This window comes from Pseudanabaena sp. FACHB-2040 (assembly GCF_014696715.1).
In the GTDB taxonomy this organism is placed as follows: Bacteria; Cyanobacteriota; Cyanobacteriia; order Phormidesmidales; family Phormidesmidaceae; genus JACVSF01.
On record NZ_JACJQO010000013.1, the window covers coordinates 246,123 to 266,125 of the forward strand.

The 20,003-nt window shown below is 55.2% G+C and carries 19 protein-coding genes; 8 read left to right on the forward strand and 11 right to left on the reverse strand.

All coding sequences use genetic code 11. The annotated features are described in order from the left end of the window. Positions 1–73: 73 nt before the first annotated feature. Entirely contained in the window at positions 74–679 is a 606-nt protein-coding gene (locus tag H6G13_RS16835) for a TetR/AcrR family transcriptional regulator (RefSeq protein WP_190484795.1), read from the reverse strand. A 253-nt stretch (positions 680–932) separates the two neighbouring features. Here H6G13_RS16835 and H6G13_RS16840 point away from each other — a divergent pair, with 253 nt between their 5' ends. After that, a complete protein-coding gene (locus tag H6G13_RS16840; RefSeq protein WP_190484797.1) occupies positions 933–1,160 on the forward strand; it encodes a hypothetical protein in 228 nt (75 codons plus the stop codon). Between the two features lie 79 nt (positions 1,161–1,239). On the opposite strand, the gene sppA is transcribed toward H6G13_RS16840, so the two are convergent. From sppA to H6G13_RS16865, 5 genes are all read right to left on the reverse strand, one after another. Further along, positions 1,240–3,066 (reverse strand): signal peptide peptidase SppA, encoded by a 1,827-nt coding sequence (gene sppA / locus H6G13_RS16845; protein ID WP_190484799.1) that lies wholly within the window; start codon positions 3,064–3,066, stop codon positions 1,240–1,242. Positions 3,067–3,429: 363 nt separating this feature from the next. Then, positions 3,430–3,627, reverse strand: a complete 198-nt coding sequence (locus H6G13_RS16850) for a twin-arginine translocase TatA/TatE family subunit (protein WP_190484801.1) — start codon at positions 3,625–3,627, stop codon at positions 3,430–3,432. A gap of 92 nt (positions 3,628–3,719) precedes the next feature. Then, the gene (locus H6G13_RS16855) at positions 3,720–4,922 is read right to left on the reverse strand and encodes an aspartate aminotransferase (protein ID WP_190484802.1); all 1,203 of its coding nucleotides are present in this window, start codon (positions 4,920–4,922) and stop codon (positions 3,720–3,722) included. After that, positions 4,919–6,076 carry an iron-containing alcohol dehydrogenase family protein gene (locus tag H6G13_RS16860; RefSeq protein ID WP_190484804.1) on the reverse strand — a complete coding sequence of 386 codons (1,158 nt, stop codon included), beginning with the start codon at positions 6,074–6,076 and terminating at the stop codon, positions 4,919–4,921. Before H6G13_RS16860 ends, H6G13_RS16855 begins: the two co-directional genes overlap by 4 nt. A gap of 12 nt (positions 6,077–6,088) precedes the next feature. After that, positions 6,089–6,622, reverse strand: coding sequence for a Ycf51 family protein (locus tag H6G13_RS16865; RefSeq protein WP_190484806.1), 534 nt, complete (start codon positions 6,620–6,622; stop codon positions 6,089–6,091). A gap of 382 nt (positions 6,623–7,004) precedes the next feature. Here H6G13_RS16865 and H6G13_RS16870 point away from each other — a divergent pair, with 382 nt between their 5' ends. From H6G13_RS16870 to H6G13_RS16900, 7 genes are all read left to right on the forward strand, one after another. After that, complete coding sequence (locus tag H6G13_RS16870) at positions 7,005–7,676, forward strand: hypothetical protein (RefSeq protein WP_190484808.1); 672 nt, start codon at positions 7,005–7,007, stop codon at positions 7,674–7,676. 592 nt (positions 7,677–8,268) lie between these two features. Continuing rightward, positions 8,269–9,150, forward strand: a complete 882-nt coding sequence (gene hetR, locus H6G13_RS16875) for a heterocyst differentiation control protein (protein ID WP_347277498.1) — start codon at positions 8,269–8,271, stop codon at positions 9,148–9,150. A gap of 138 nt (positions 9,151–9,288) precedes the next feature. After that, on the forward strand, positions 9,289–9,612 hold the full coding sequence (locus H6G13_RS16880) for a hypothetical protein (protein ID WP_190484810.1): 324 nt from the start codon (positions 9,289–9,291) through the stop codon (positions 9,610–9,612). Between the two features lie 76 nt (positions 9,613–9,688). After that, on the forward strand, positions 9,689–10,480 hold the full coding sequence (locus H6G13_RS16885) for a YdcF family protein (protein ID WP_190484812.1): 792 nt from the start codon (positions 9,689–9,691) through the stop codon (positions 10,478–10,480). A gap of 76 nt (positions 10,481–10,556) precedes the next feature. Further along, positions 10,557–11,156, forward strand: a complete 600-nt coding sequence (locus H6G13_RS16890; protein ID WP_190484814.1) for a hypothetical protein — start codon at positions 10,557–10,559, stop codon at positions 11,154–11,156. A 125-nt stretch (positions 11,157–11,281) separates the two neighbouring features. Continuing rightward, the gene (locus tag H6G13_RS16895) at positions 11,282–12,025 is read left to right on the forward strand and encodes a gamma-glutamyl-gamma-aminobutyrate hydrolase family protein (RefSeq protein WP_347277496.1); all 744 of its coding nucleotides are present in this window, start codon (positions 11,282–11,284) and stop codon (positions 12,023–12,025) included. A gap of 43 nt (positions 12,026–12,068) precedes the next feature. Next, the gene (locus tag H6G13_RS16900) at positions 12,069–12,995 is read left to right on the forward strand and encodes an NAD(P)-dependent oxidoreductase (protein WP_347277497.1); all 927 of its coding nucleotides are present in this window, start codon (positions 12,069–12,071) and stop codon (positions 12,993–12,995) included. Between the two features lie 41 nt (positions 12,996–13,036). Here H6G13_RS16900 and H6G13_RS16905 read toward each other — a convergent pair whose 3' ends face one another. The 5 genes from H6G13_RS16905 to H6G13_RS16925 form a co-directional block, all read right to left on the reverse strand. Further along, on the reverse strand, positions 13,037–16,417 hold the full coding sequence (locus H6G13_RS16905) for a PAS domain S-box protein (protein ID WP_190484815.1): 3,381 nt from the start codon (positions 16,415–16,417) through the stop codon (positions 13,037–13,039). Between the two features lie 332 nt (positions 16,418–16,749). Next, a complete protein-coding gene (gatC, locus tag H6G13_RS16910) occupies positions 16,750–17,034 on the reverse strand; it encodes an Asp-tRNA(Asn)/Glu-tRNA(Gln) amidotransferase subunit GatC (protein ID WP_190484817.1) in 285 nt (94 codons plus the stop codon). 33 nt (positions 17,035–17,067) lie between these two features. Further along, positions 17,068–17,589, reverse strand: coding sequence for a photosystem I assembly protein Ycf3 (locus H6G13_RS16915; RefSeq protein WP_190484819.1), 522 nt, complete (start codon positions 17,587–17,589; stop codon positions 17,068–17,070). 69 nt (positions 17,590–17,658) lie between these two features. Beyond that, positions 17,659–18,087: a hypothetical protein gene (locus H6G13_RS16920; protein WP_190484821.1), complete on the reverse strand. Its 429-nt coding sequence runs from the start codon at positions 18,085–18,087 to the stop codon at positions 17,659–17,661. Positions 18,088–18,178: 91 nt separating this feature from the next. Beyond that, positions 18,179–19,951, reverse strand: coding sequence for an EAL domain-containing protein (locus H6G13_RS16925; RefSeq protein WP_190484823.1), 1,773 nt, complete (start codon positions 19,949–19,951; stop codon positions 18,179–18,181). Positions 19,952–20,003 lie beyond the last annotated feature (52 nt).

Here is a 20,003-nt window from a genome sequence, read left to right on the forward strand (position 1 = left end):
CCTAAGAGACCGATCGGTCTTTTTTGCATCAAAAAAAATGAGCTACTGAGTTTGGGTAAATTCGGCCTGTGCCCTAACTTCTGACAGCATCTGCTCTCACCGCCTGAAGCTGGATCTGCAGATGACGAATAGCCCGCTCCAAATAAATTGAATCGTCGTAGACCTTGCTCATCATCACCGCGCCTTCAACCATGGCAATCAACAGGGTGGCCAGTTCATCGGCATCAGTGCCAGGCCGCACCTCACCCCGCTCCATTCCCCGCTCCAGCACTCGCCGAATCAGCGATTGCCAGCTATCCAGCGCTTGCCGTACCCGTTGCCGCATGACAGGATGGGTGTCGTCGCTCTCGACGGCGGTATTGAGAATGGGGCAGCCGCCCTCAATCGGGGGCTGGTCGATGTAGTGCCGATAGACCTCAAGCATTGCCAACAGCCGATCAACAGCATGGCGCTGGCTGCGAATCGCTGCCATGTAGTGCCGGGTAATTTCCTGAATCATGTACTCAAACGCTTCTAGGGCCAGTTCCTCCTTACTGCCGAAGTGATTGTAGATCCCGCCTTTTTGCAGCCCCGTCACCCGCATAATGTCAGCCATAGACGCGCCAGCATAGCCCTGCCGGTTAAACAGCAGTGCCGCTTCGCGCACAATTTTTTGGCGGGTTTCTTGGGCCTTGGACATTAACAGACCGATCGGTCTTTGCTTTTCAAAACAGTATCACATTTCTTTGGAAGGGAAAAGAAGGTGGGAAAAGTTCAGCTTAAGGGGCAAAAAATCGCAAAAACGCTTATTGCTGAGCTTTTCTGAAGTTTCTCCAATCGACTTCTGCCGTTGGCTAGGGCAAAGTTGAAACTACAGCCAGGGTGAATGGAGAGGAGCCAACGGCTTGCAAGGCTTCTTCCCTGTCCCATCTACTACTAATCCCCCCTTAACTATGTCTGCACCATCTGTCCCCAGTTCTGCTCCCAAAAACTGCACCGAATGTCCTAACTGCGGCAAGTACTCTATCGTGTACCACCGAGACGAGATTTACCGCTGCCTCAACTGCGATTTTGAGCGAGTCCTCAACAGCACTGAGGCCGACAAAACAGAGGAAGGCAACCCACTGTCCTTAATGATTAGCACCCTAGGTTTTGTGCTAATGCTGCTGCTGTTTCTTTAGAAAGTGTGCCTTAGAAACGCGTGCCCTAGAAACGCGCGCCTGGAGCTGTCTATCTAGACCCGGATTCAGCTTAAACAAACTAATCGAACTTGATTTGATAGGGCAGGAGCGCATAGATGCCACGGGGATCATTTAGCTGCTGAATGATCTTGACGTCCTGCTTTAGCTTCTCTAGCTGAGCCGTCAGCGGATCTGGTCGTTCGGCTCTAGCCGACTCAAAGAAGCTGGCAAAGAAGCGGTTCCACTCATCCCCTTCGGGATATTCCTGTAGCCGCCAGTCTTCACCTAGGTCTGACATCTCCGCTGCAACCTCAATGGCTCGCTCTAGGCCGCCAAGCTCGTCTACCAAGCCCAGGTCTTTGGCTGCTTGGCCTGACCAGACTCGGCCTTGGGCAATCTCAGCAACTTTAGCGGCTGGCAGTTCGCGCCCCTCTACGACTCGGGCCAGAAACTCATCGTAGATCTGGTCTACGGACTTTTGTAGAATGGTCAGCTCTTTAGCCGTTTTAGGGCGAGTGCTGGTGAAAATATCTGCTAGATCAGAAGTTTTGACGCCATCCCAGCTAACGCCGACTTTGCCACCTAGATCTTCTAGGTTCACAAACAGGCTGAAAACCCCAATCGATCCGGTAATCGTGGTAGGTTCAGCTACGATTCTGTCTGCCAAGGACGCGATCCAGTAGCCACCAGAGGCGGCGACATCGCCCATAGAAACAATTACAGGCTTGCCCGATTCCTGCAGCAGACGCACCTCTCGCAAAATAATTTCGGAGGCAATGGCGCTGCCGCCTGGGCTATTGACCCGCAAAACGACCGCTTTAACCTCCTCGTCTAGGCGCAGCTCGCGCAGCTGCTGAGCCATCTGATTTCCAGCGATGACTTGGCTACCACCAAACCCGCTCGAACCATCGCCGTCTACAATTTGCCCCTCGGCATAGACGACAGCAATTTGGTTGCTGGAGCTGCGGCTGGTTAGAGTATCTTCAGCCATGTCGGCATAGTGCTGCAGGCTGACCTGGCGGAAGTCTTCTTCGTCGTCAAGGTCGTCTTCGCTTTGGTTGGTGTGCGATCGCAATTCCGCAATCACCTCATCCTCATAGACAATTTGATCGACTAGCTGCTGGGTCTTGGCCTCCTCGCCAAAGAGAAATCCCTGGTTGTTAGCAATGTTCTGCAGTGCCTGGGCTGTTACGGGGCGAGGTTGAGCAGAGCTTTCAAGGATAGATTGCCACAGCTCCCTCAGTAGTCGTTGAGTTTGGTCCCTTTCCTCGGGGCTCATGTCGTTGCGCAGCAGCGGTTCTACCGCCGACTTGTACTTGCCCACACGAGTTACCTGCACCCCCACGCCCAGCTTACTGAGGGCTTCGGCCTGGTACATCATTTCGGCGTACAGACCGTTCATTTCGAGATTGCCAAAAGGATTCATGTAAACCGATTGGGCGGCGGAAGCCATGAGATACTCCCGCTCTGTCCAAGACACATCGTAGGCAATGACGGGCTTGCCGCTATCGCGAAACACCTCAATCGCCTTTCTTAGCTCCGTTTGAGAGGCTAGCCCAATGCCTAGCTCGCTGCCGCCCTTGAGATAAAGGCCGGTAATGCGGTCATCTTCTGCCGCTGCCCTGAGGGCTACGACAGCTTCCCTCAGGGTTAACTGACCGGGCCTTTGTCCCACAAACAAAATGTCTGTCGGGCTGGGCACCACTTCAGAGTCAGAGATGATGGTTGACAGGTCGTAAACCATCACGGAGTCTTTTTCGACCAGAGGGGTGCTGCCCTTGGCCATGTTTGCAGCCAAAATCCCTACCAGCCCGACCGCTCCAATGGCGGTAAACACACTAAACAGCACAACGAACAAGAAGGTGCCGGTCAGGCTAGCTAGGGTGAATTTCCAGAATTGCCGCATGAATTTCTAAAATGCTCAAGGAATATGGCAGAAAGCCCAGGTTCAAGCAGATGTCATCCCTCTACCAGGGTAAACTTTATCCCTCCAAGCTTGCGGGAATCAGCCCCAAAGTTTGAAGGCCTTTAAGCACGGTTCCTGGCATTATCGGTGCGGCAGGAGAACTTAATTTCGTTTGCAAAAACGCTACGACGCTGAGGCGCAACCTGATCGGTAGCCATAGGGGTGCAGCATCACGGGCAGCGAGTTTGGCACTTTGCACAATGGGCAGGGGTTAAACGGCAAAAGACATTCCCTTACGGAATGCCTTTAAATCTCAGCTAGTTTGAATATTGCTAACGAATATTGCCAACTGAACAGGCAAAGTTAGCGGTAGACGTCTTCTGAGTCTTCGTCGTAGACCTCTAGGCCCTCCTCCGGATCGTCCTGCTTATTCACCTCTTCCTTAAAACCCCGTAGCGTTTTACCCAGGGCACTGCCCAGCTCAGGAATTTTCTTGGGGCCAAAGATCAAGACCGCAACCCCGAGGATGATGATGACTTCTGTCCAGCCGAGATTGAACATAGGAACGCCTAGCGCAGTAACAATCAATATACCAGTGGGAAGCAAGGGGATAGGAGGCGAGCAGTGCTGCTCGTCTCTTATCCTCGTGTGCTTTACCTTGCTGCCGCCATCGGCTCATAGCGAATCCCGGCCTGCCGCAGCCTTTCGACGGCTTCGCCTAAGCGATCGCAATCGGCAATCAGGCTAATGCGCACGTAGCCTTCACCGCCAGGGCCAAAAGCGTTGCCCGGGGTAACGACGACACCAGTTTCCTGCAGCACGCTGAGGGCAAAGTCAGTAGAACCTTGGCCGGGCGGGCAGGGCACCCAGAGGTACATCGTGGCTTTGGTCTTGGGCACGTTCCACCCCAGGGTCGCCAGCTCCTGAATCAGAAAATCGCGGCGGGTGCGATAGCGGGCCTGGACTTCGTGCAGGTAGACATCGGGGAGGGCTAGGGCTGTTTCGGCAGCCTGTTGCAGGGCGGCAAAAATGCCGTAGTCAAGATTGGTCTTGAGGGTGCGCAGGCCCTGGATAATGTGGCGGTTGCCAACCACAAAGCCGACCCGCCATCCGGCCATATTGTAGGTCTTGGAAAGCGTGTGGAACTCAACACCGACTTCTTTGCCGCCAGGGATCTCTAGCAGACTGGTGGGCTGGTAGCCATCAAAGGCCAACTCGGCGTAGCACAGGTCGTGCACCAGCAAAATGTTGTACTCGCGGGCAAAGGCCACCGCATCTTCAAAGAATTTGCGAGGAGCGGTGGCCGCAGTGGGGTTACTGGGGTAGTTGAAGAACATCGCCTTGGCCCGGCGAGCGATATCTGCAGGAATAGCCTCTAGATCAATTAGCCAGTTATTTTCGGGCGTGAGGTGGAGGTGGTAGATCTCGCCACCTGCGATCGCAGGTCCCCGAAAATGGGCCGGATAGGCCGGGGTTGGCACCAGTACCAAATCTCCCGGGTTGATGTAGGCCATTGCCAGGTGGGTCAGCCCTTCCTTAGATCCCAGCAGCGGCAGGGCCTCGCCATCGGGGTCTAGCTCCACGCCATAGCGACGGTGATACCAAGAGGTGATCGCCTTGCGAAAGCTGGCTGTGCCCTCGAAGGGGGGGTAGCCGTGGTTCGCCACATTTTCTAGAGCCTCCTTAGCGGCTTCTACCACAGGGGCTGGGGTAGCCCCATCGGGGTTGCCCATGCCCAAATCGATCAAATCCAAACCCTGTTCGCGGGCGCGTGCCTTGAGTTCATCCAGGCGGGCAAACACGTAGGGGGGCAAAGCGCTCAGCCGTTGGGCAGGTTGGATCCAATCCAGGCTCATGGGGTTAACTCCGAGGTTGCTTCAAGAATTTCAGGATGGGACAGGGACCTAGCCACAGAACGCATTTCTGGAGCCAGGGTCGAAACCATTGCCCCCATTAGGGATTCAGGTGCGACTGTAAATGGTAGGTGGTGAATATCAGATCCTTCACGGCAGGCAAACTGGGCAGCTTGTCGCAGGTCTACTAAGGAAATCTCACCCAGACCCAGGTCGTCTAGAGACTTGGGCAGCCCAACCAAGTCATAAAACTGCAGGAGCTGCTGCCGGGCGGTCGCCGCTAGGGAGTTTTTCGGCCCGATCTCTTCCAGCCGTAGCTGCACCAGAATGCCGTAGGCAACCTTTTCGCCATGCAGAGCGCCGTGGCTAGCCTCCAGCTGAGTCAGCCCGTTATGGACGGCATGGGCTGCTACCGTACGGCATTGGGCCCCACCCAGGCCACCTATCACCCCAGCTAGCAGCACTGTGGCATCGACCACCTCCTGCCAGTCTGCTCCGCCCGGATCTTGCAGAGCGGCGGCGGTTTTTTGAAAAAGAATGTCGCGCAGGATGCGGGCCTGCTGCACTGCCGCAATAATCAGGGCTTTGTCGGAAGCACCGCTGCTGACGGAGGCTTCGTACCACTTGGCTAGGGCATCGCCAATGCCGGCAACTAGGGTGCGCTGAGGGGCGGTCAGCACCAGATCGTAGTCGAGAATCAGCAGATCGGGGCAGCGCTCTAGGGCCACGTCGTAGAGAAAGGCCCCCTGGTCAGAATAGACGTTCGAGAGGGCCGTCCAGGCGGCGCAGGTGGCTGCTGAGGCCGGGATAGTGACCACAGGCAGGCGCAGCTGATAGGCCAGCAGCTTAGCCGCATCTAGTGCCTTACCGCCGCCCACACCGATGATCAGATCAGCTTGATGAGTTTGGGCGATGGCCTTCAGCGCCTTGAGTGCCGACTCGCTACAGTCGCTTTTGTAGGAAGCCTGCTTAACAGCTAAGTCGGCTAAAGCCGGGGCTAGGAAAGGGGCAGCTACTTTTAGGGTGTGGTTGCCGCCAATGAGCAGAGGTCGTTGACCCAGGGCTGCGATCGCAGCCTGCGACTGGGCCAGAATGCCAGCCCCTCGCATTACCCGAGCCGGAGCAACGGCAAGCACAGGCAAAGTATCAACGGTCATAGGCGTAAAGAATCAGGTGTCGGAGGATGAAGGTTGGGTGGATGAGAGCCGGGCCAGCGCCTTGCGGTCTAGGAGGATGGTCATATCATCTCCAGTGGCGGCATTGGGAATAGGCTGCACCTGCCCCATATAAACTAGCTGAGACACCCCTGGCGAGTCATGCAAAATCGTGCGGGCTCGAATCGTAGGGACTCTGGTTGCTGAGCCCAGGCGATAAGGCTTAAACAGGTTGCTGGCGGCCTGCCGTAGAGTCGCCTCCAGCTGTGTTTCTGTAAGCGTTGGCGGCACAGTGATGGTAATCTTTTCGGCCCCGGAGTCAAAAACTGTCGCGTAGGGCACGGCCCCCGGAATGGCAGTGCGGGAAAAGGGTTCGAAGCTCAATCCCAAAAGCCCAATGGTCAGCACGGCAGCAAAGCCCGTAGCCCCCACCAGCCGAAAGCGCAGCCCCCACTTCAAAACAAAGGCCAGTACCGTAATGGCGGCCAGTGCCAGGGTGCCGATTCCGGCCCACTTGGTGATTTCTAAAAACTCCTCAGGGGTTGTCATAGTTTATGAGACCAATAGATCTTTCAGCATAACGTACTCGAAATCAACTCTACCAGGGAGGCTGCTTAGCGCCCCTGAGCTGTGTGTGGAGCCTGCTTGTGCAGTGGTTTGAACCCCCAACAGCAAACGCTGGAACGAGATGCGATCGCGCCCAGTGCTTCGATCCTATCAGCAGAGCTGACCCCCCTACTCCAAAGCCCGATTGTTTTTGCCAGTAATGCGGCATGAAAGCTAACAAAAAAGGCATACTGTTTCGAGTAAACCTGCCAGCAAGGATTCCAGAAGGAATTCATAAAAACTTTCTCCATCGCCCTAGGTGTAATGTTTGGGGGCGTACGATGGCGAAAGTCATGGCAGTACTCAGTAGCTAAGGAGACCATTCATGCTGACGCTTCGCCCTCGCCCACTGGGGGTTTCAGCGGGAGCCCTGACAGTGCTGCTGCTGGCTGGTTGCGGCCCCTCTAGGGTGTCCCAGTGCAACCGACTGGCTGAGGTGGTAAACCAGACTCAGGGCTTTATGTCCGAATTTGAAACAGAAATTCAGAGCTTCAGCCAAAACGCCTCCCAGGTCAGAAACCTGGATGACATTAAGGCTGCAGCCAGCCAGTACACCTCAGCAGTTGATGGGGTGGTGACAGATCTAGACGGCCTCGTAGGCGATCTGAGAGGGGCCCAACTGAAGGATGACACTCTAGTGAGCTTTCGTGATGACTACGTTGGCGTTGTCGAGGGCTTTAAAGGTTCCCTACAGCAGGCTAGCAGTGCAATGGATCTGGTGGTGACTGTGCCTTCAGAAGCAGAGCTGCCCGCCCGCATTGAAGAATCGCAGAAGCAGACGATGGAAGCCGTCAGCTCCATCGAGCAGCTATCGCAAACTGAGTCTCAGCTGATTAGCACCGTTAACTCTTACTGCGGAGCTTCTACCCAACCGGCGGCAGGGGAAGCTCCGGCGGGAGAAGCGCCAGCAGGACAAACTCCGGCCCCAGCAGGAGAAGTGCCAGCAGGACAAACTCCGGCTCCAGCTGAAACAGCTCCCGCTGGTGGGGGGCAGTAGCTTGGGCCCGGATTGGGTTAGAAAAGCCGCTGTCTAAAGCATCTGCCGAACTATCAGCCCTTGCAAGAGCGTAGACCCATCTCCTGCAAGGGCTGATTCTCAAAAGCTCCTGTTTAATTCTTCTGCTTTATGTCCCTAAAGCTTTAGGGACATAAAGCAGAAGACACAGATTTGGGGACAGGGGATGCTCAGCAATGCTGAGTCACTTTGTCCTCAGATTTTTTAGGGGGATCTCTTAAAGCGCAGCTACATCTGCCAATGGGAACGGAGTCAACAATTAGCGCATTAAGTAACGAACTGTTGACTTATGTATTCAGCGGTAGAAGCGGGATACTTAACTTAAATAGAACACTCAAGTAAAACGGCAGACCAACTGTCAGGTAGACTTTTCCCAAGAGGCTTTCTAGGGTTAACACGCCTATCTTGCTGCTGGCAATGAGTAATTTACGGAGTTTTCTCATATCCTAGATAATCTCTCTTCCAGGGAGAGCTGAATGATTTATAGCGATGGCGTCAGACAGTGATCGGGGATACTCAACTCGGCGTGACTAGACCATTAAAAGCATCTGCCAACCCAGACCCTGATTCTTTTTTGGATTTAGACATTGGCCCAGCGGATCGAATTTTGATCCATTTAGCTCTGGGTGCTATGAAGATGGGGGGGCATCGCTATGGTGCCTTTCTAGATGCTGCCACGACTGCCGCCAAGTTTGCTATCTACAGCACCTATCTGGAGCAGGGCAAGAACATTCGCAAAACGGGCTTTTTATATCACGTTGAGCCAAAGCGGGTTAAAGCCATCATCAAGGAAGTGCAGGATGCGCTCGATCAGGGGCAAACGCTGAAAACCCTCAACTCTCAAGAGCCTTACTACCTGATTGCGCTGCCGCACCTCTGGCAGGAGCACTTTCCGTGCCAACCTGACCAGCCACGAGTAACTGTGCACGGTCTCACCCCCAGGGAACGGCTGGAGATCGAGCAGAGCCTGCCGTCTGATTTGCCTGAGGCCAAGCTGCTAGATCTGGCTGAATTTACTGACCTAATTGAGATGCTGCATGAGCTGTCGCAGGCCGATTTGCCTGTTTGTCAGCGGATGTCTTTTAGTGAGGCGCTGACCGAGCACATCAAATTTAGGCTGCTGTACTCAGGAACTGTTATTCAGATAGATTCGCCGCTGCTGGGGGCACCTCTGTTTGCGCTGGCCCGCACCGTGTATTCGCCTAAGGGGGAGCGGGAGCGGGTGTTTACTATGATCGATGATGTAGCTCGCTTTTTCAGCCTTTTGCAGTCTTGGGTTAAGGAGGAAGCAGGCGTGTTGCGGGCGATTGAGGTTTTTGATGTGGACCCAAGCCGTAAAGAAGAAGCCCTGAGCGAACTCGACCAGATGCTGCAAGCCTGGGCCGATAAGTATCACCAGGATGGAGGTCACCCGATGGTGCTACAGGTCGCTGCGGGTGAACGGGAATACGAGTAACGCTGCTCGCGTTGCTAAACCACTCGCGTTGCTAAACCAATGGATGCGCTAGCCAACAGATGGGGAAGTGGACTACAGCCTTTTCTAAGCAGACCTTTTCATGACTTCTTAGAGACTCATCCGCTATGGGCCTGGGGGTTGGATCATTCTCTGTGGGTGGTTGCGATCGCAATCCTTGCCCTGCTGCTGCTGGCCGGGCTGTGGAGCGCAGTTGCCCGCTTAACTGAGAACTTTTGGCTAAGCCTGGTTCGGCTGCCGTTTCGAGTGGGGCTATGGGGCTTTCTAGCCCTGTCTCGCTTGCTGCGGCGTCCAACCCAATCGGCTCTCGTCAAACCCTCTGAGCATTCACCAGAGCCCGATCGCCCGGCAGAGATCGTGCAGCGCTTAGAAGTCTTACAGCAGGAGCAGGAAGCCCTAGTGCGGGAGTTGCGATCGCTGCTGGCCAAGCAATCTCAGGAATAGGCAAGAATGTTAAACCTGGAGGGATCGACCGGTTCTCCTCTCAATTCTGTCGTTCTGTGGCCTGAGCTGAGGTTTCATGTTTCTGTTTCTGTCTAAACTGCTGCCTCTGTTTGTCTATCCTCTAGGGCTCGCCTGCCTGTTGCTGTTGCTGGCCCTGGGGTTGATCTGGAAACGACCCCGCTGGGCTGCCGGTGCGATCGCGCTGGCGCTGGGCCTGTTGGTGGTTAGCGGCAACCCCTGGATGGCTACCCAGGTCGTGAAATCCTTAGAGTGGCAGCACCTACCCACCGCTGATTTGCCTCGGGCACAAGCCATTGTGGTGCTGGGCGGCGGCATTAAGCCTGCGGTAGCGCCGCGCCCCTGGGTAGATGTGGCTGAGGCCGGAGATCGGGTACTGCACGGAGCGCGACTTTACCAGGCGGGCAAAGCCCCACTGCTAATCCTTAGCGGCGGCCGCATCGATTGGAAGGAGGGCGGCCCCTCAGAGGCGGGCGATATGGCCCAGCTCGCGATGGCGCTGGGGGTGCCGAGGGGTGCGATCGCAGAAGATCCGACCTCCCTCAACACCTATGAAAATGCCGTCAACGTCAAAGCCATCCTGCAGCAGCGGCGAATCAATCGTGTGCTTCTAGTCACCTCGGCCATGCACATGCCCCGATCGCTGCTCATCTTTCGCCATCAAGGCATAGAGGCTATACCTGCCCCGACTGATTTTCTAGTCACGCAACAGTCTCTCCAAGAACATCAAACGACCTGGCAAGGACGGCTGCTCAGCCTGGTGCCCCAAGCAGAAGACCTATCTCCGTTCACCCGAGCTCTGAAAGAATACATCGGGATTACCGTGTACTGGCTGCGGGGCTGGCTGTAGCAGTCGCGTTTGCTGGAACCCGGAACGCGCGGCCCGCGTCGGGCTAGGATAGTCCCATTTCTGTTGAGAAACTGCAATGACTAATCAGCGTAGTGTGTTCTGTCGGCGTTTGGGGTTGGGTCTGCTCTGTGTGGGGCTGGGCTTGGGCTCGTCTCCCGCCCTAGCGCAGGTGCGTTTGTCAGCGGCCCCCGCAGCGGCTCCCCCAGCGACTCCAAACATCGAGACCCCAGCCCCCGATCTGGAGCTAGAGACCTACACTGATAGCGATCGCTTTTCGATTCAGCTACCACCGGGTTGGCAAGTCTCGTCTGCTGAGGCAGGCCCCCTAGTAATCACCAACTTCCCCCAAACAGAGACTGAGCGCGCTGCGCAGGCCGAAGACCTACGCACTGAAGTTACCTTGATTGAGCAGCCCCCTGGTGAGGTAGTGCCGCCAGCCCTACAAGAAATTCAGAGTCAGGGCTATTCCCTCGCAGACTATGGTGCTATCACCATCGATGGGGCAACGGCGCTGCAGCTGTGGCTCATAGATCTGCCAGAAGCACCCGAGAGTGCTCTGATGACCTACATCGGCTACGACACAGCAACCGCCATCATCGTCAGCCGCTTTGATACCCTGACACCCGAAATCGAGCGCCTGCTAACGACCTTGCACAGCTCCTTCACCCGCTTGTAAACGGCAAGCCGCCCCGTTTCTAGCCGGACAACCGCCATATGCGTGATGCCCACTCCTGAGATTCCTCTGTACAGTAGATAGGTAAATTAGGTACGGTTCGCGCCGATGTGAGGTAGAAATCGATCGTGCGCCAAGTCAAAGCTATGCGCCAAATTTTGATGGTCGTTCACCAAGAGACCTCCAACCCAGGGCTGGTGGGCCAAGTGCTTCAGGAGTGGGGCTATGCCCTCGATATTCGCTGTCCAGCCATCGGCCAACCGCTGCCGACGGCTCTAGATGCCTACGAAGGCATCATCGTTTTTGGAGGCCCGATGAGTGCCAACGACGATGACACCCTTCCGTTTATTCGCCAGGAGATGGACTGGATTGCCCAGGTTCTGGAAGCCGAGAAGCCCTATTTAGGGATTTGCTTAGGGGCTCAGATGCTGGCTAGGGCCCTGGGAGCGCAGGTGGTTCTCCAGAGCGAAGACCTGCGAGAGATAGGCTATTTCCCCCTCCACCCGACTGCCCCAGGTCGGGAGTTCTTCACTGAGCCGATGCATGTCTATCAGTGGCACAAAGAGGGGTTTGAGTTGCCCTCTGAGTGTACGCTATTGGCAGAGGGAGATCTCTTTCCCAATCAAGCTTTTCGGTATGGCAAAAGCGCCTTTGGGATACAGTTTCACCCTGAGATTACTGCCGAGCTAATCGAGCACTGGACCTCTAATGCGGCTGACCAACTGCTGCTGCCAGGGGCTCAGGCTCGCCCCCTCCATTTTCACCAACACAAGCTGTATAGTCAGGCTGTGGAAAACTGGTTAAGGCGTTTTCTTTGGCAGTGGCTCTACCGGCAACCAGCAATAGCCCCAGACTGGAGCCTTTCTGCCTAGTACAGCCGTCCTGATTAGGCTGTGGAAAACCAGGGTTTAACTTGTGGAAAAGGGGACTTCGGTCTGTGGAAAATGCCGCTTTACTGGGGAAAAAGTTTTGAAAATCGGCCTAATCGGAACCGGACTTATGGGCGGAACCATGGCGCTGCGGCTGCTGACGGCAGGCCATCAGGTCTGGGCCTACAACCGTACGGCTGGCAGGCTAAAGCCCCTAGCTCTGGCAGGGGTTACCCCGTCTAGCCAGGCTGTGACGGTTGTGCAGGCAGTAGATGCTCTAGTGCTGATGCTGACCGATGCGGCAGCCATTCGGTCCGTGTTGCTGAGCGACGAAGTCAAGCCTGTTTTAGAAGGCCGCACCATTATTCAAATGGGCACCATTTCCTCCCAAGACAGCTGTGCCCTGAGCCAGGAATTTCAGTCGCTGTCTGCCGATTACCTAGAAGCTCCGGTACTAGGCAGCATTCCTGAAGCCAAATCTGGCAAGCTCATTGTTATGGTGGGAGCTACTCCAGAGCACTTCATGCAGTGGCTGCCTGTGCTACGCTGCTTCAGCGCTGAGCCGCTGCACGTAGGCCCTGTAGGCTCGGCTGCCGCCCTGAAACTGGCCATGAACCAGCTAATTGGCACGCTTACTGCAGCCTTTGCCCAAAGCCTGAGCTTAATCCAGCGGCATGGCATTCCAGTCTCCACGTTTATGCAGGTAGTCCGCAATAGTGCGCTCTATGCCCCTACCTACGACAAAAAGCTCGATCGCATGATCAGCCGCAAGTTTGCTGACCCCAACTTCCCAGCCAAGCACTTGCTAAAAGATATGGGCCTGTTTGTGGAAACAGCAGAGCTCGCTGGAATAGATACTTCTTTGGCAGACCAAGTGCGGCAGCTAGTGCAGCTAGCTGTAGAGCAAGGACTGGCCGATGCAGACTACTCCAGCCTGTATAACATCATCAATCCGGTAGCACCCCCGGAATAGGCCGTTGGGGCCAGAATTTTGTTTTGGTCTCAGGGCGTGCCTCAGTCCAGCAAGCTGTAGGGGATAGCAATTGTAAAAGCAGTACCTTGGCCGGGGACAGATTGGCAGGTGAGGCTCCCTTGGTGGCGCTCTGTAACAATCTGATAGCTGATTGACAGGCCCATACCAGTGCCCTTACCGATGGGCTTGGTCGTAAAGAAGGGATCAAACAGGCGTCTCTGGGTTTCGGGGGCAATGCCAGGACCATTATCGGCAATCACAATCACTACATCAGTCGGAGTGAGGCTGGTTTCGAGAATGATTTCTGGCTGTAGATTGGGCTGATCTTCCCAAGCTTCTTCTAGGGCATCAATGGCGTTGCTCAAGATGTTCATAAACACCTGATTGAGCTGCCCGGCGTAGCACTCAATCGGTGGAATCTGACCATAGCGCTGGATGACCTCAATGGTTGGGCGTCCTCCACTGGCCTTCAAGCGGCTTTGCAGAATCATCAGGGTACTGTCTAGTCCGGCATGGATATCGACTGCTTTTTGCTCAGCCTCGTCCATACGAGAGAAGGTTCGCAGCGACATGACAATTTTCTGAATCCGGTCAGCCCCAACTTTCATGGAGTTCAGCAGTTTGGGCAGATCTTTAAGCACAAAGGGCAAGTCGATGGCTTCAACTTCTGCCGCAATCGCGGGCAGCGGATCGGGGTAGGAATGCTGGTACAGCTCTACCAGCTTCATGAGATCCTCGATGTAATTGCGGGCATGGTTTAGGTTGCCGTAGATGAAGTTGACCGGATTGTTGATTTCGTGGGCCACACCTGCGACCAGCTGTCCTAAGCTGGACATTTTCTCGCTCTGGACCAGCTGCATTTGGGCGCGCTGTAGCTCTTGCAGAGTAGTTTCTAGAGCTTGGGTACGCTGACGCAGCTGACTCTCTGACTCAGACAGGGCTACCTCGGTCTGTTTGCGCTTAATGCCGAGGGCAATTTCATTGGCTAGTAGCGCCAGTAGATCTTCAACGCTGCTGGCCAACGGCTGGCGGGCAAACATGCCAATGACGCCGAGGAGCTGATCTTCCACAATCAGCGGGTAGCCTGCAAAGGCTACCATGCCTTCCTGCTTAGCCCAAGCTGGGTCGCTGATCCAAGGGTCACTTTGAATTGAGTTGGAGAGTTGGGGGCAGCGCTGCTCGGCAATGCGACCCACTTTGAACTGGCCTACTGGAATGCGGCTATGGTAACCATCTAGATGTGTGTAGAGACCAGAGCTGGCCTGCAACTCTAGCACCGTTTCTGTGGAAGAGAGGGTCCAGACGCGGGCAAAGGCAATGTCTAGGGTTTTTACTAGAGCATCGGTGCAGGCTTGTAGCATAGCCTGCAGGGGTTCTCCCCGGGTCAAGATAGAGTCGATTTCGGCCTGTAGGGAAGACAGGCGCACCTGTTCTTTGAGCAGATCGACTGCCTGTTTGCGCTCGGTAATGTCTTCCAGGGTGCCGAGCACTCCGACCACTGCACCTTCGGCATTGTAGAGAGGAACTTTGTTGGTTTCCAGCCAGACATGGCTGCCATCGGCCTGCTGCTGAATTTCGAGCTTGCCTAGAATGGGGGTGTTGGTCTCCATCACGGTGCGATCGCCCAACCGGTATTCTTCTGCTTGCTCTGAGGTCCAGGGCAGGTCGTAGTCCGTTTTGCCAATGATCTCCGCTGGGGTCTGCAACCCTGCGGTTCTAGCAAAGTTTTGGTTGCAGCCCAGGTAGACTAGGTTCCGATCTTTCCAAAAGATGGACTGGGGAATGTTGTCCATCACCAGCTGCAGGAGCTGTTTTGACTCGCGCAGCGCTTCTTCGGCGCGAATGCGATCAGTGATGTCTTCGTAGGTGCCGAGCAAGCCGACTAGATGACTGTCTGAACCAAAGAGGGGAACTTTGTTGGTGTCGCACCAGATATGGCTGCCATCGGCTCGAATTTGGGACTCTAGCAGATGGTACTCTCCCTTGCCACTAGCCATAACTCGATGGTCGTTGGCTCGGTAGTCCTCTGCTTCTGTCTGGGTCCAGGGCAAGTCATAGTCGGTCTTGCCAATGATGTCGCTGGGGTCGGCTAACCCGGCAGCTTGGGCGAAGACCTGGTTACAACCTAGGTATACCGATTCGTGGTCTTTCCAAAAAATGGCTTGAGGAATGTTGTCCATCACCAGCTGCAGGAACTGCCGCGAGGTTCGCATGGCTTGCTCTGCCTGCTGCCGCTCTGCCTCGACTCGCTTGCGCTCACTGATATCGCGGATGTTGACTAGAATGACCTGTCGCTCTCGCAGGGTGATGCGCTGAAGATAAATTTCGGCGTCAAAGAGGGTGCCGTCTTTGGGCCGCCGGGCTTTCCAGTCAAATAGCTGAGCGGTTCCGGTTAGGGCTTGTTGCCAGTGATCTCTTAGAATCTCGACGGGTTGGTCAGGGCTAAAGAGATCTTCCTTTAGGGAAGCCTTGAGCATTTCCTGGCGGGTCAGGCCGTACATTTTCAGCAGGGTGCGGTTGACATCAAGGATTTTGCCCTGGGTGTCGTGGATTAAAATGCCTTCGTGAATGCTGTCAAATAGGGTTCTCAGGTCGCGCTCTGAGGCGCGTAGGGCGCGGGTGCGTTCTTCGATGCGGCTTTCTAGGGTGTGGTTGAGCCGGTGCAGTTCGGCTTCGATCTGTTTGCGATCGCAAATGTCCCGCACCATCACCAGTACTTCATCGGCGGTCCAGGGAAGAACCCGAACTTCCTCCCACCGATGCCGGCCCTCCCGCACAAAAGATTGCTCGTAAATCTGCAGGGTGCCCGTATCAAGGGCCTGCCGGACAAAGTGGAGCCGCTTGTCTACCTGGTCAGGTGGCAGCACCTTGGACAGAGACGCACGCCGCTGCTCAGGGTTGAGACAAACGACGTTAACGTTGCCGGAGGTAAGAATTTCGTAGGTTGCAGAGTCTCGCTGCATCCGCAGCATCAGGTCAGGAAAGGCGTTGATCAAAGCCCGGTTGGTCAGCTCGCTCTGCTCTAGAGAGGAGGACTGTTTGCCCGCCGTCACGTCAAACAAGACGCCGCTCAGCTGCTCAACTCGCCCATCCTCGCCATAGACAGCCTGGCCGCGATCGCACACCCAACACCAGCTGCCGTCGGCATGCTGGATGCGGTACTCCACTGAAAAAGGCTGCTGTTGGGCAATGGCCGATTTGATGGCCAAGGCGGCAGTCACTCGATTCTCCGGCTCAATCAGCTCGGCCCAGGAGTAGCGCCCGCCTGCTGTTAGATCGGCAGCGGTATAGCCCGTAATGGTTTCAATAAAGTCACTGAAAAAGATGGCTGTCCATGAAGCATCTAACCGCCGCTGATAAAGGGCGACCGGCACTTGGCTGAGTAGGGGTGGAGCAGCTGCAAATTCTGCCAGATGTGTCATGAACAGTCGGCAAACTGGGGCAACTAGAAAAAACGTTGGACCCGCTGTCTACGAGGGTACGATTGAAGAACTAGGGTAAGTCTGCCCCTGTTATGTCATAGCCTAACAGCCTCAAGCGGATCTCGGTAGTCGTTAAGGCTACGCTGTCAAGCGATTTGAAGAGAGGCTGCCGAACGTGCTCGCGCTGCTCAGGCAAAAAGCTGTTCCCCGCTGCGGTGGAGGTTGAGCAGGGGACAGAGTTTTGGGGGTTAATTTTTTTTAAGGCAGAGGGCGGAGGGCAGAAGGGGCTCTCTGCCTGGGGACGGTTGGGGTAGGGGTGTAGCTGGTTGGCGCTAGTCCAGAATTTTGGGCACTTTGAAGTAGTCTTCCTCTCGCTCTGGCGCACCGCTTAGGATGCTCTGGCGGCCCTCAAAGGGCTTTAGCTCATCGGACCGAGTGATGTTGTTCAGTTCAATGGCGCGAGTAGTGGGCTCAACGTTTTCGGTGTCGAGCTCGTTGAGCTGCTCAAAATACTCGAGAATTGTGCTGAGCTGCCCGGTAAACTGCTCCTCCTCCTCGGAAGACAGCTCTAGGCGGGCTAGCAGCGCAACTTTACGAACCTGTTCGAGATCGATCATGGGGGAGACGAGGGAGAGATAAAGGGGCAGGAATTAATAGAACGAGTCCACTTTCAGACGGCCCGTGTTCTTCATCCAGTTTTGGGCCTCAATGTAGTTATTGGGCGCAATGTTGATCGCCTCCATCCAGTAACGGGCGGCTTCGTTGTATAGATTTTCAGCCGCATCAGCATCGCCAGAGGCTTCGGCCTGTTCGCCTTTGTAGTGGTGAATTACGGCCATGTTATTGAGGGCCTGACACATACGAGGATTGAGATCTAGCGCTTCTCGGTAGTACTCCATCGCTTTGTCGTGCTCACCGTTGCTGGCGTGGATTAGGCCCATGTTGTAGAGAATGTAGCTCTTATCGTAGGGGTCGTCTTCCAAAGTCAGGGCTTCGCGATAGTTTTCCATCGCTTCAGCGTATTCTCCGTCAGCCTGAGCCGACATGCCGTCACGGTAGTAGGCAAAGGCTTCTTTCTCACGCTGTTTGGCGGGCAGAAGTTTGAGGATCATGTCCGCCATGACCGTGAAGGACTTGTCAATGAAGTTGTCGTTGCGCTGGCTTCTGGGCATGGTTGACCTCAACACGAAGCATTTCCAGAATTAGCCTAGCAAACGGCGGCGAAGTTTTGAGCCTAAATCCTAATGTTGACAAAACTCCTGATACAGATACTCCACCAAGTCAGCTACGGTGATCAGGCTGGTTTCGTCGAAGCTGTCGGTGATGTCGATGCCAAAGCGCTGCTCAAAGTCGCCACAGAGGTTAAGGCCCCAGTCAAACCAGCACACCAGCGGAAACTGCAAATCTTCTAGCAGCCTATCTTGAGGCTGCACCTGACCCAGGCGCAATCCGGAGTAAGCGGCTAGGCGGTTGAAGGTAAACTCAACTAGATCTGAAGGCAGCGCCTCGGGCACTGCTGGCGGCGTCCAATATCGGATGAACCATTCTTGGCAGCTGAGACAGGGGCGCGATCGCAACTGCCGATTAACTTGCTGCCGCACCGCCAGATCGGGGCTAAGCAAATGATAGGTTTGTAGGCTGCTGACAAAGTTTCTAAACGGTTGCCACATAAACGGTTGCCCCATATGAGCCTTAAGTCGGCAGTACCCGCCTGGCTTCTTCAGAGTGTGCCCAGGGTGGCAGAGGCAATTGACGGTCTTCCTAAGAAGTTACGCCGAAACGGTGAGCATAGGCAGATTTATCGATATTTTGCCCAGGCTTTGCCAAATAGTTGGCTAAAAAGGCTTCAAACTGCTTGGCAGGCATGGGCCGACCGATGTAGTAGCCTTGAGCGATGTCGCAGCGGTAGCTCTCTAGCAAGGCTAGTTCAGCTTCTAGCTCAACGCCTTCTGCAATAACGGTTAGCTGCAGATCGTGGGCCATCTGGATTACCGCTGTTAAGATTGCCCGGTTTTTAGGATCGGTGGTAACGCCTTGTACAAAGCAGGTATCGATCTTCAATGTGTCAATCGGGAACTGCTTGAGATAGCTGAGGGAAGAGTAGCCGGTGCCAAAGTCATCAATGGCAATTTTGAAACCTTGGGTTTTGAGGTCAGAAAGAATTGCGATCGCAGCGGCCGCATCCTGCATCAGCGCGGTTTCGGTGATCTCTAGCTCTAGGGCGGAGGACGATAGCCCGGCCTGATCCAGCAGCGTGGCAATGGTCTGGCCCAGATGGGGCTGGTTAAACTGCACGCTCGACAGGTTAACCGACACCTGCAGAGGTGGCAATCCCTGCTGCTGCCAGAGCTTCACCTGGCGGCAGGTTTGCTGCAGCATCCACTCGCCGATGGGCACGATCAGCCCAGTCTCTTCGGCTAGAGGAATAAACTGGGCTGGAGAAATGGGGCCATGCTCCGGGTGAGTCCAGCGAATCAGCGCCTCGGCTCCCAAAATTCGATGATCGACCAGCCCCATCTGTGGCTGGTAGTACACTTCAAACTCGTGCCGCTCCAGGGCATAGCGCAGCCAGGTTTCGAGCACAATTTGATCGGCTGGCACCACCGGAATATCGATGCGGTAAAACTGGCAGGAGTTGCTTTTTTGCTGCTTGGCCCACTCTAGGGCGGCATCGGCCTGACGCAGCAGGGTGCTGATGTCGGTGCTGTCTTCGGGGTAGAGGGCAATGCCAATGCTGGTAGTGAGAAAAACTTCCTGACTGGGCAGTGAAAAGGGCTGAGACAGGCGGTTGATGAGGTCTTGCGCAACTGCTAGCACCGCCTGCCGGCTGGTAAAGTCGGTAAGCAAAACGGCAAACTGGTTACCTGTGAGCCGGGCGACGGTAGACCCCTCTGGCAGCGAAGCCCGCAGCCTTCGGGCAGTGGCCTGAAGCAGCGCGTCCCCAGCCTGGTAGCCCAGCGTGTTGTTGACCTGCCGCAGGCGGTCAAGGCTGAGGGAGAGCAGCGCCACCGGCTGGTGATTTTGGCTAAAGCGCTCAATGGCCTGCACTAACCGCTGGTGCAGTAGGTGATGGTTAGGCAGATCTGTGAGGCTGTCGTAGTGCGCTAGCCGGTTGAGCCGTTCAGCCGTGTTTCTTAAAACAGCGACATACTGCTCTGTAATTTGAGCCTGCTTCTGCAGCCGGGTTTTGATCGCCGAGATGATTTCTGGGTCGGTGATGGGCTCTACCAGGCAGTCATCAGCCCCAAGTTCAATGCACTCTCTGAGATAAAATTTTTCGCCCTGGTTGGTTACCAAAATGAAGGGAATAATGGCCAGCTCAGATCGCTGCTTTAGCGCGCCTAGAAGCACCCGGCTGTCACTGCCATCAATATCTAGGGTTGAAACCAGCAGGTCAGGGCGCTCACTTTGAGCTGTTTGAATGCCCGCTTCGACATTATCGGCAGTGATGGCTTCAAAGCCTTCGCTAACGAGCAGTCTCAAAATAGCCTTGTGAGATTTGCTCTCCTGTCCAATGACCAGGATTTTCTCCATGAAAGCCTTCCAATATCGGGAAACAGGCACCTCAACTGAGGAGCCTAGGGCA

Coding starts and splice junctions, on each gene's coding strand:
- H6G13_RS16835 (WP_190484795.1), bottom strand. CDS start 679: ATGTCCAAGGCCCAAGAAACCCGCCAAAAAATTGTGCGCGAAGCGGCA.
- H6G13_RS16840 (WP_190484797.1), top strand. CDS start 933: ATGTCTGCACCATCTGTCCCCAGTTCTGCTCCCAAAAACTGCACCGAA.
- sppA (WP_190484799.1), bottom strand. CDS start 3,066: ATGCGGCAATTCTGGAAATTCACCCTAGCTAGCCTGACCGGCACCTTC.
- H6G13_RS16850 (WP_190484801.1), bottom strand. CDS start 3,627: ATGTTCAATCTCGGCTGGACAGAAGTCATCATCATCCTCGGGGTTGCG.
- H6G13_RS16855 (WP_190484802.1), bottom strand. CDS start 4,922: ATGAGCCTGGATTGGATCCAACCTGCCCAACGGCTGAGCGCTTTGCCC.
- H6G13_RS16860 (WP_190484804.1), bottom strand. CDS start 6,076: ATGACCGTTGATACTTTGCCTGTGCTTGCCGTTGCTCCGGCTCGGGTA.
- H6G13_RS16865 (WP_190484806.1), bottom strand. CDS start 6,622: ATGACAACCCCTGAGGAGTTTTTAGAAATCACCAAGTGGGCCGGAATC.
- H6G13_RS16870 (WP_190484808.1), top strand. CDS start 7,005: ATGCTGACGCTTCGCCCTCGCCCACTGGGGGTTTCAGCGGGAGCCCTG.
- H6G13_RS16885 (WP_190484812.1), top strand. CDS start 9,689: ATGTTTCTGTTTCTGTCTAAACTGCTGCCTCTGTTTGTCTATCCTCTA.
- H6G13_RS16890 (WP_190484814.1), top strand. CDS start 10,557: ATGACTAATCAGCGTAGTGTGTTCTGTCGGCGTTTGGGGTTGGGTCTG.
- H6G13_RS16905 (WP_190484815.1), bottom strand. CDS start 16,417: ATGACACATCTGGCAGAATTTGCAGCTGCTCCACCCCTACTCAGCCAA.
- gatC (WP_190484817.1), bottom strand. CDS start 17,034: ATGATCGATCTCGAACAGGTTCGTAAAGTTGCGCTGCTAGCCCGCCTA.
- H6G13_RS16915 (WP_190484819.1), bottom strand. CDS start 17,589: ATGCCCAGAAGCCAGCGCAACGACAACTTCATTGACAAGTCCTTCACG.
- H6G13_RS16920 (WP_190484821.1), bottom strand. CDS start 18,087: ATGTGGCAACCGTTTAGAAACTTTGTCAGCAGCCTACAAACCTATCAT.
- H6G13_RS16925 (WP_190484823.1), bottom strand. CDS start 19,951: ATGGAGAAAATCCTGGTCATTGGACAGGAGAGCAAATCTCACAAGGCT.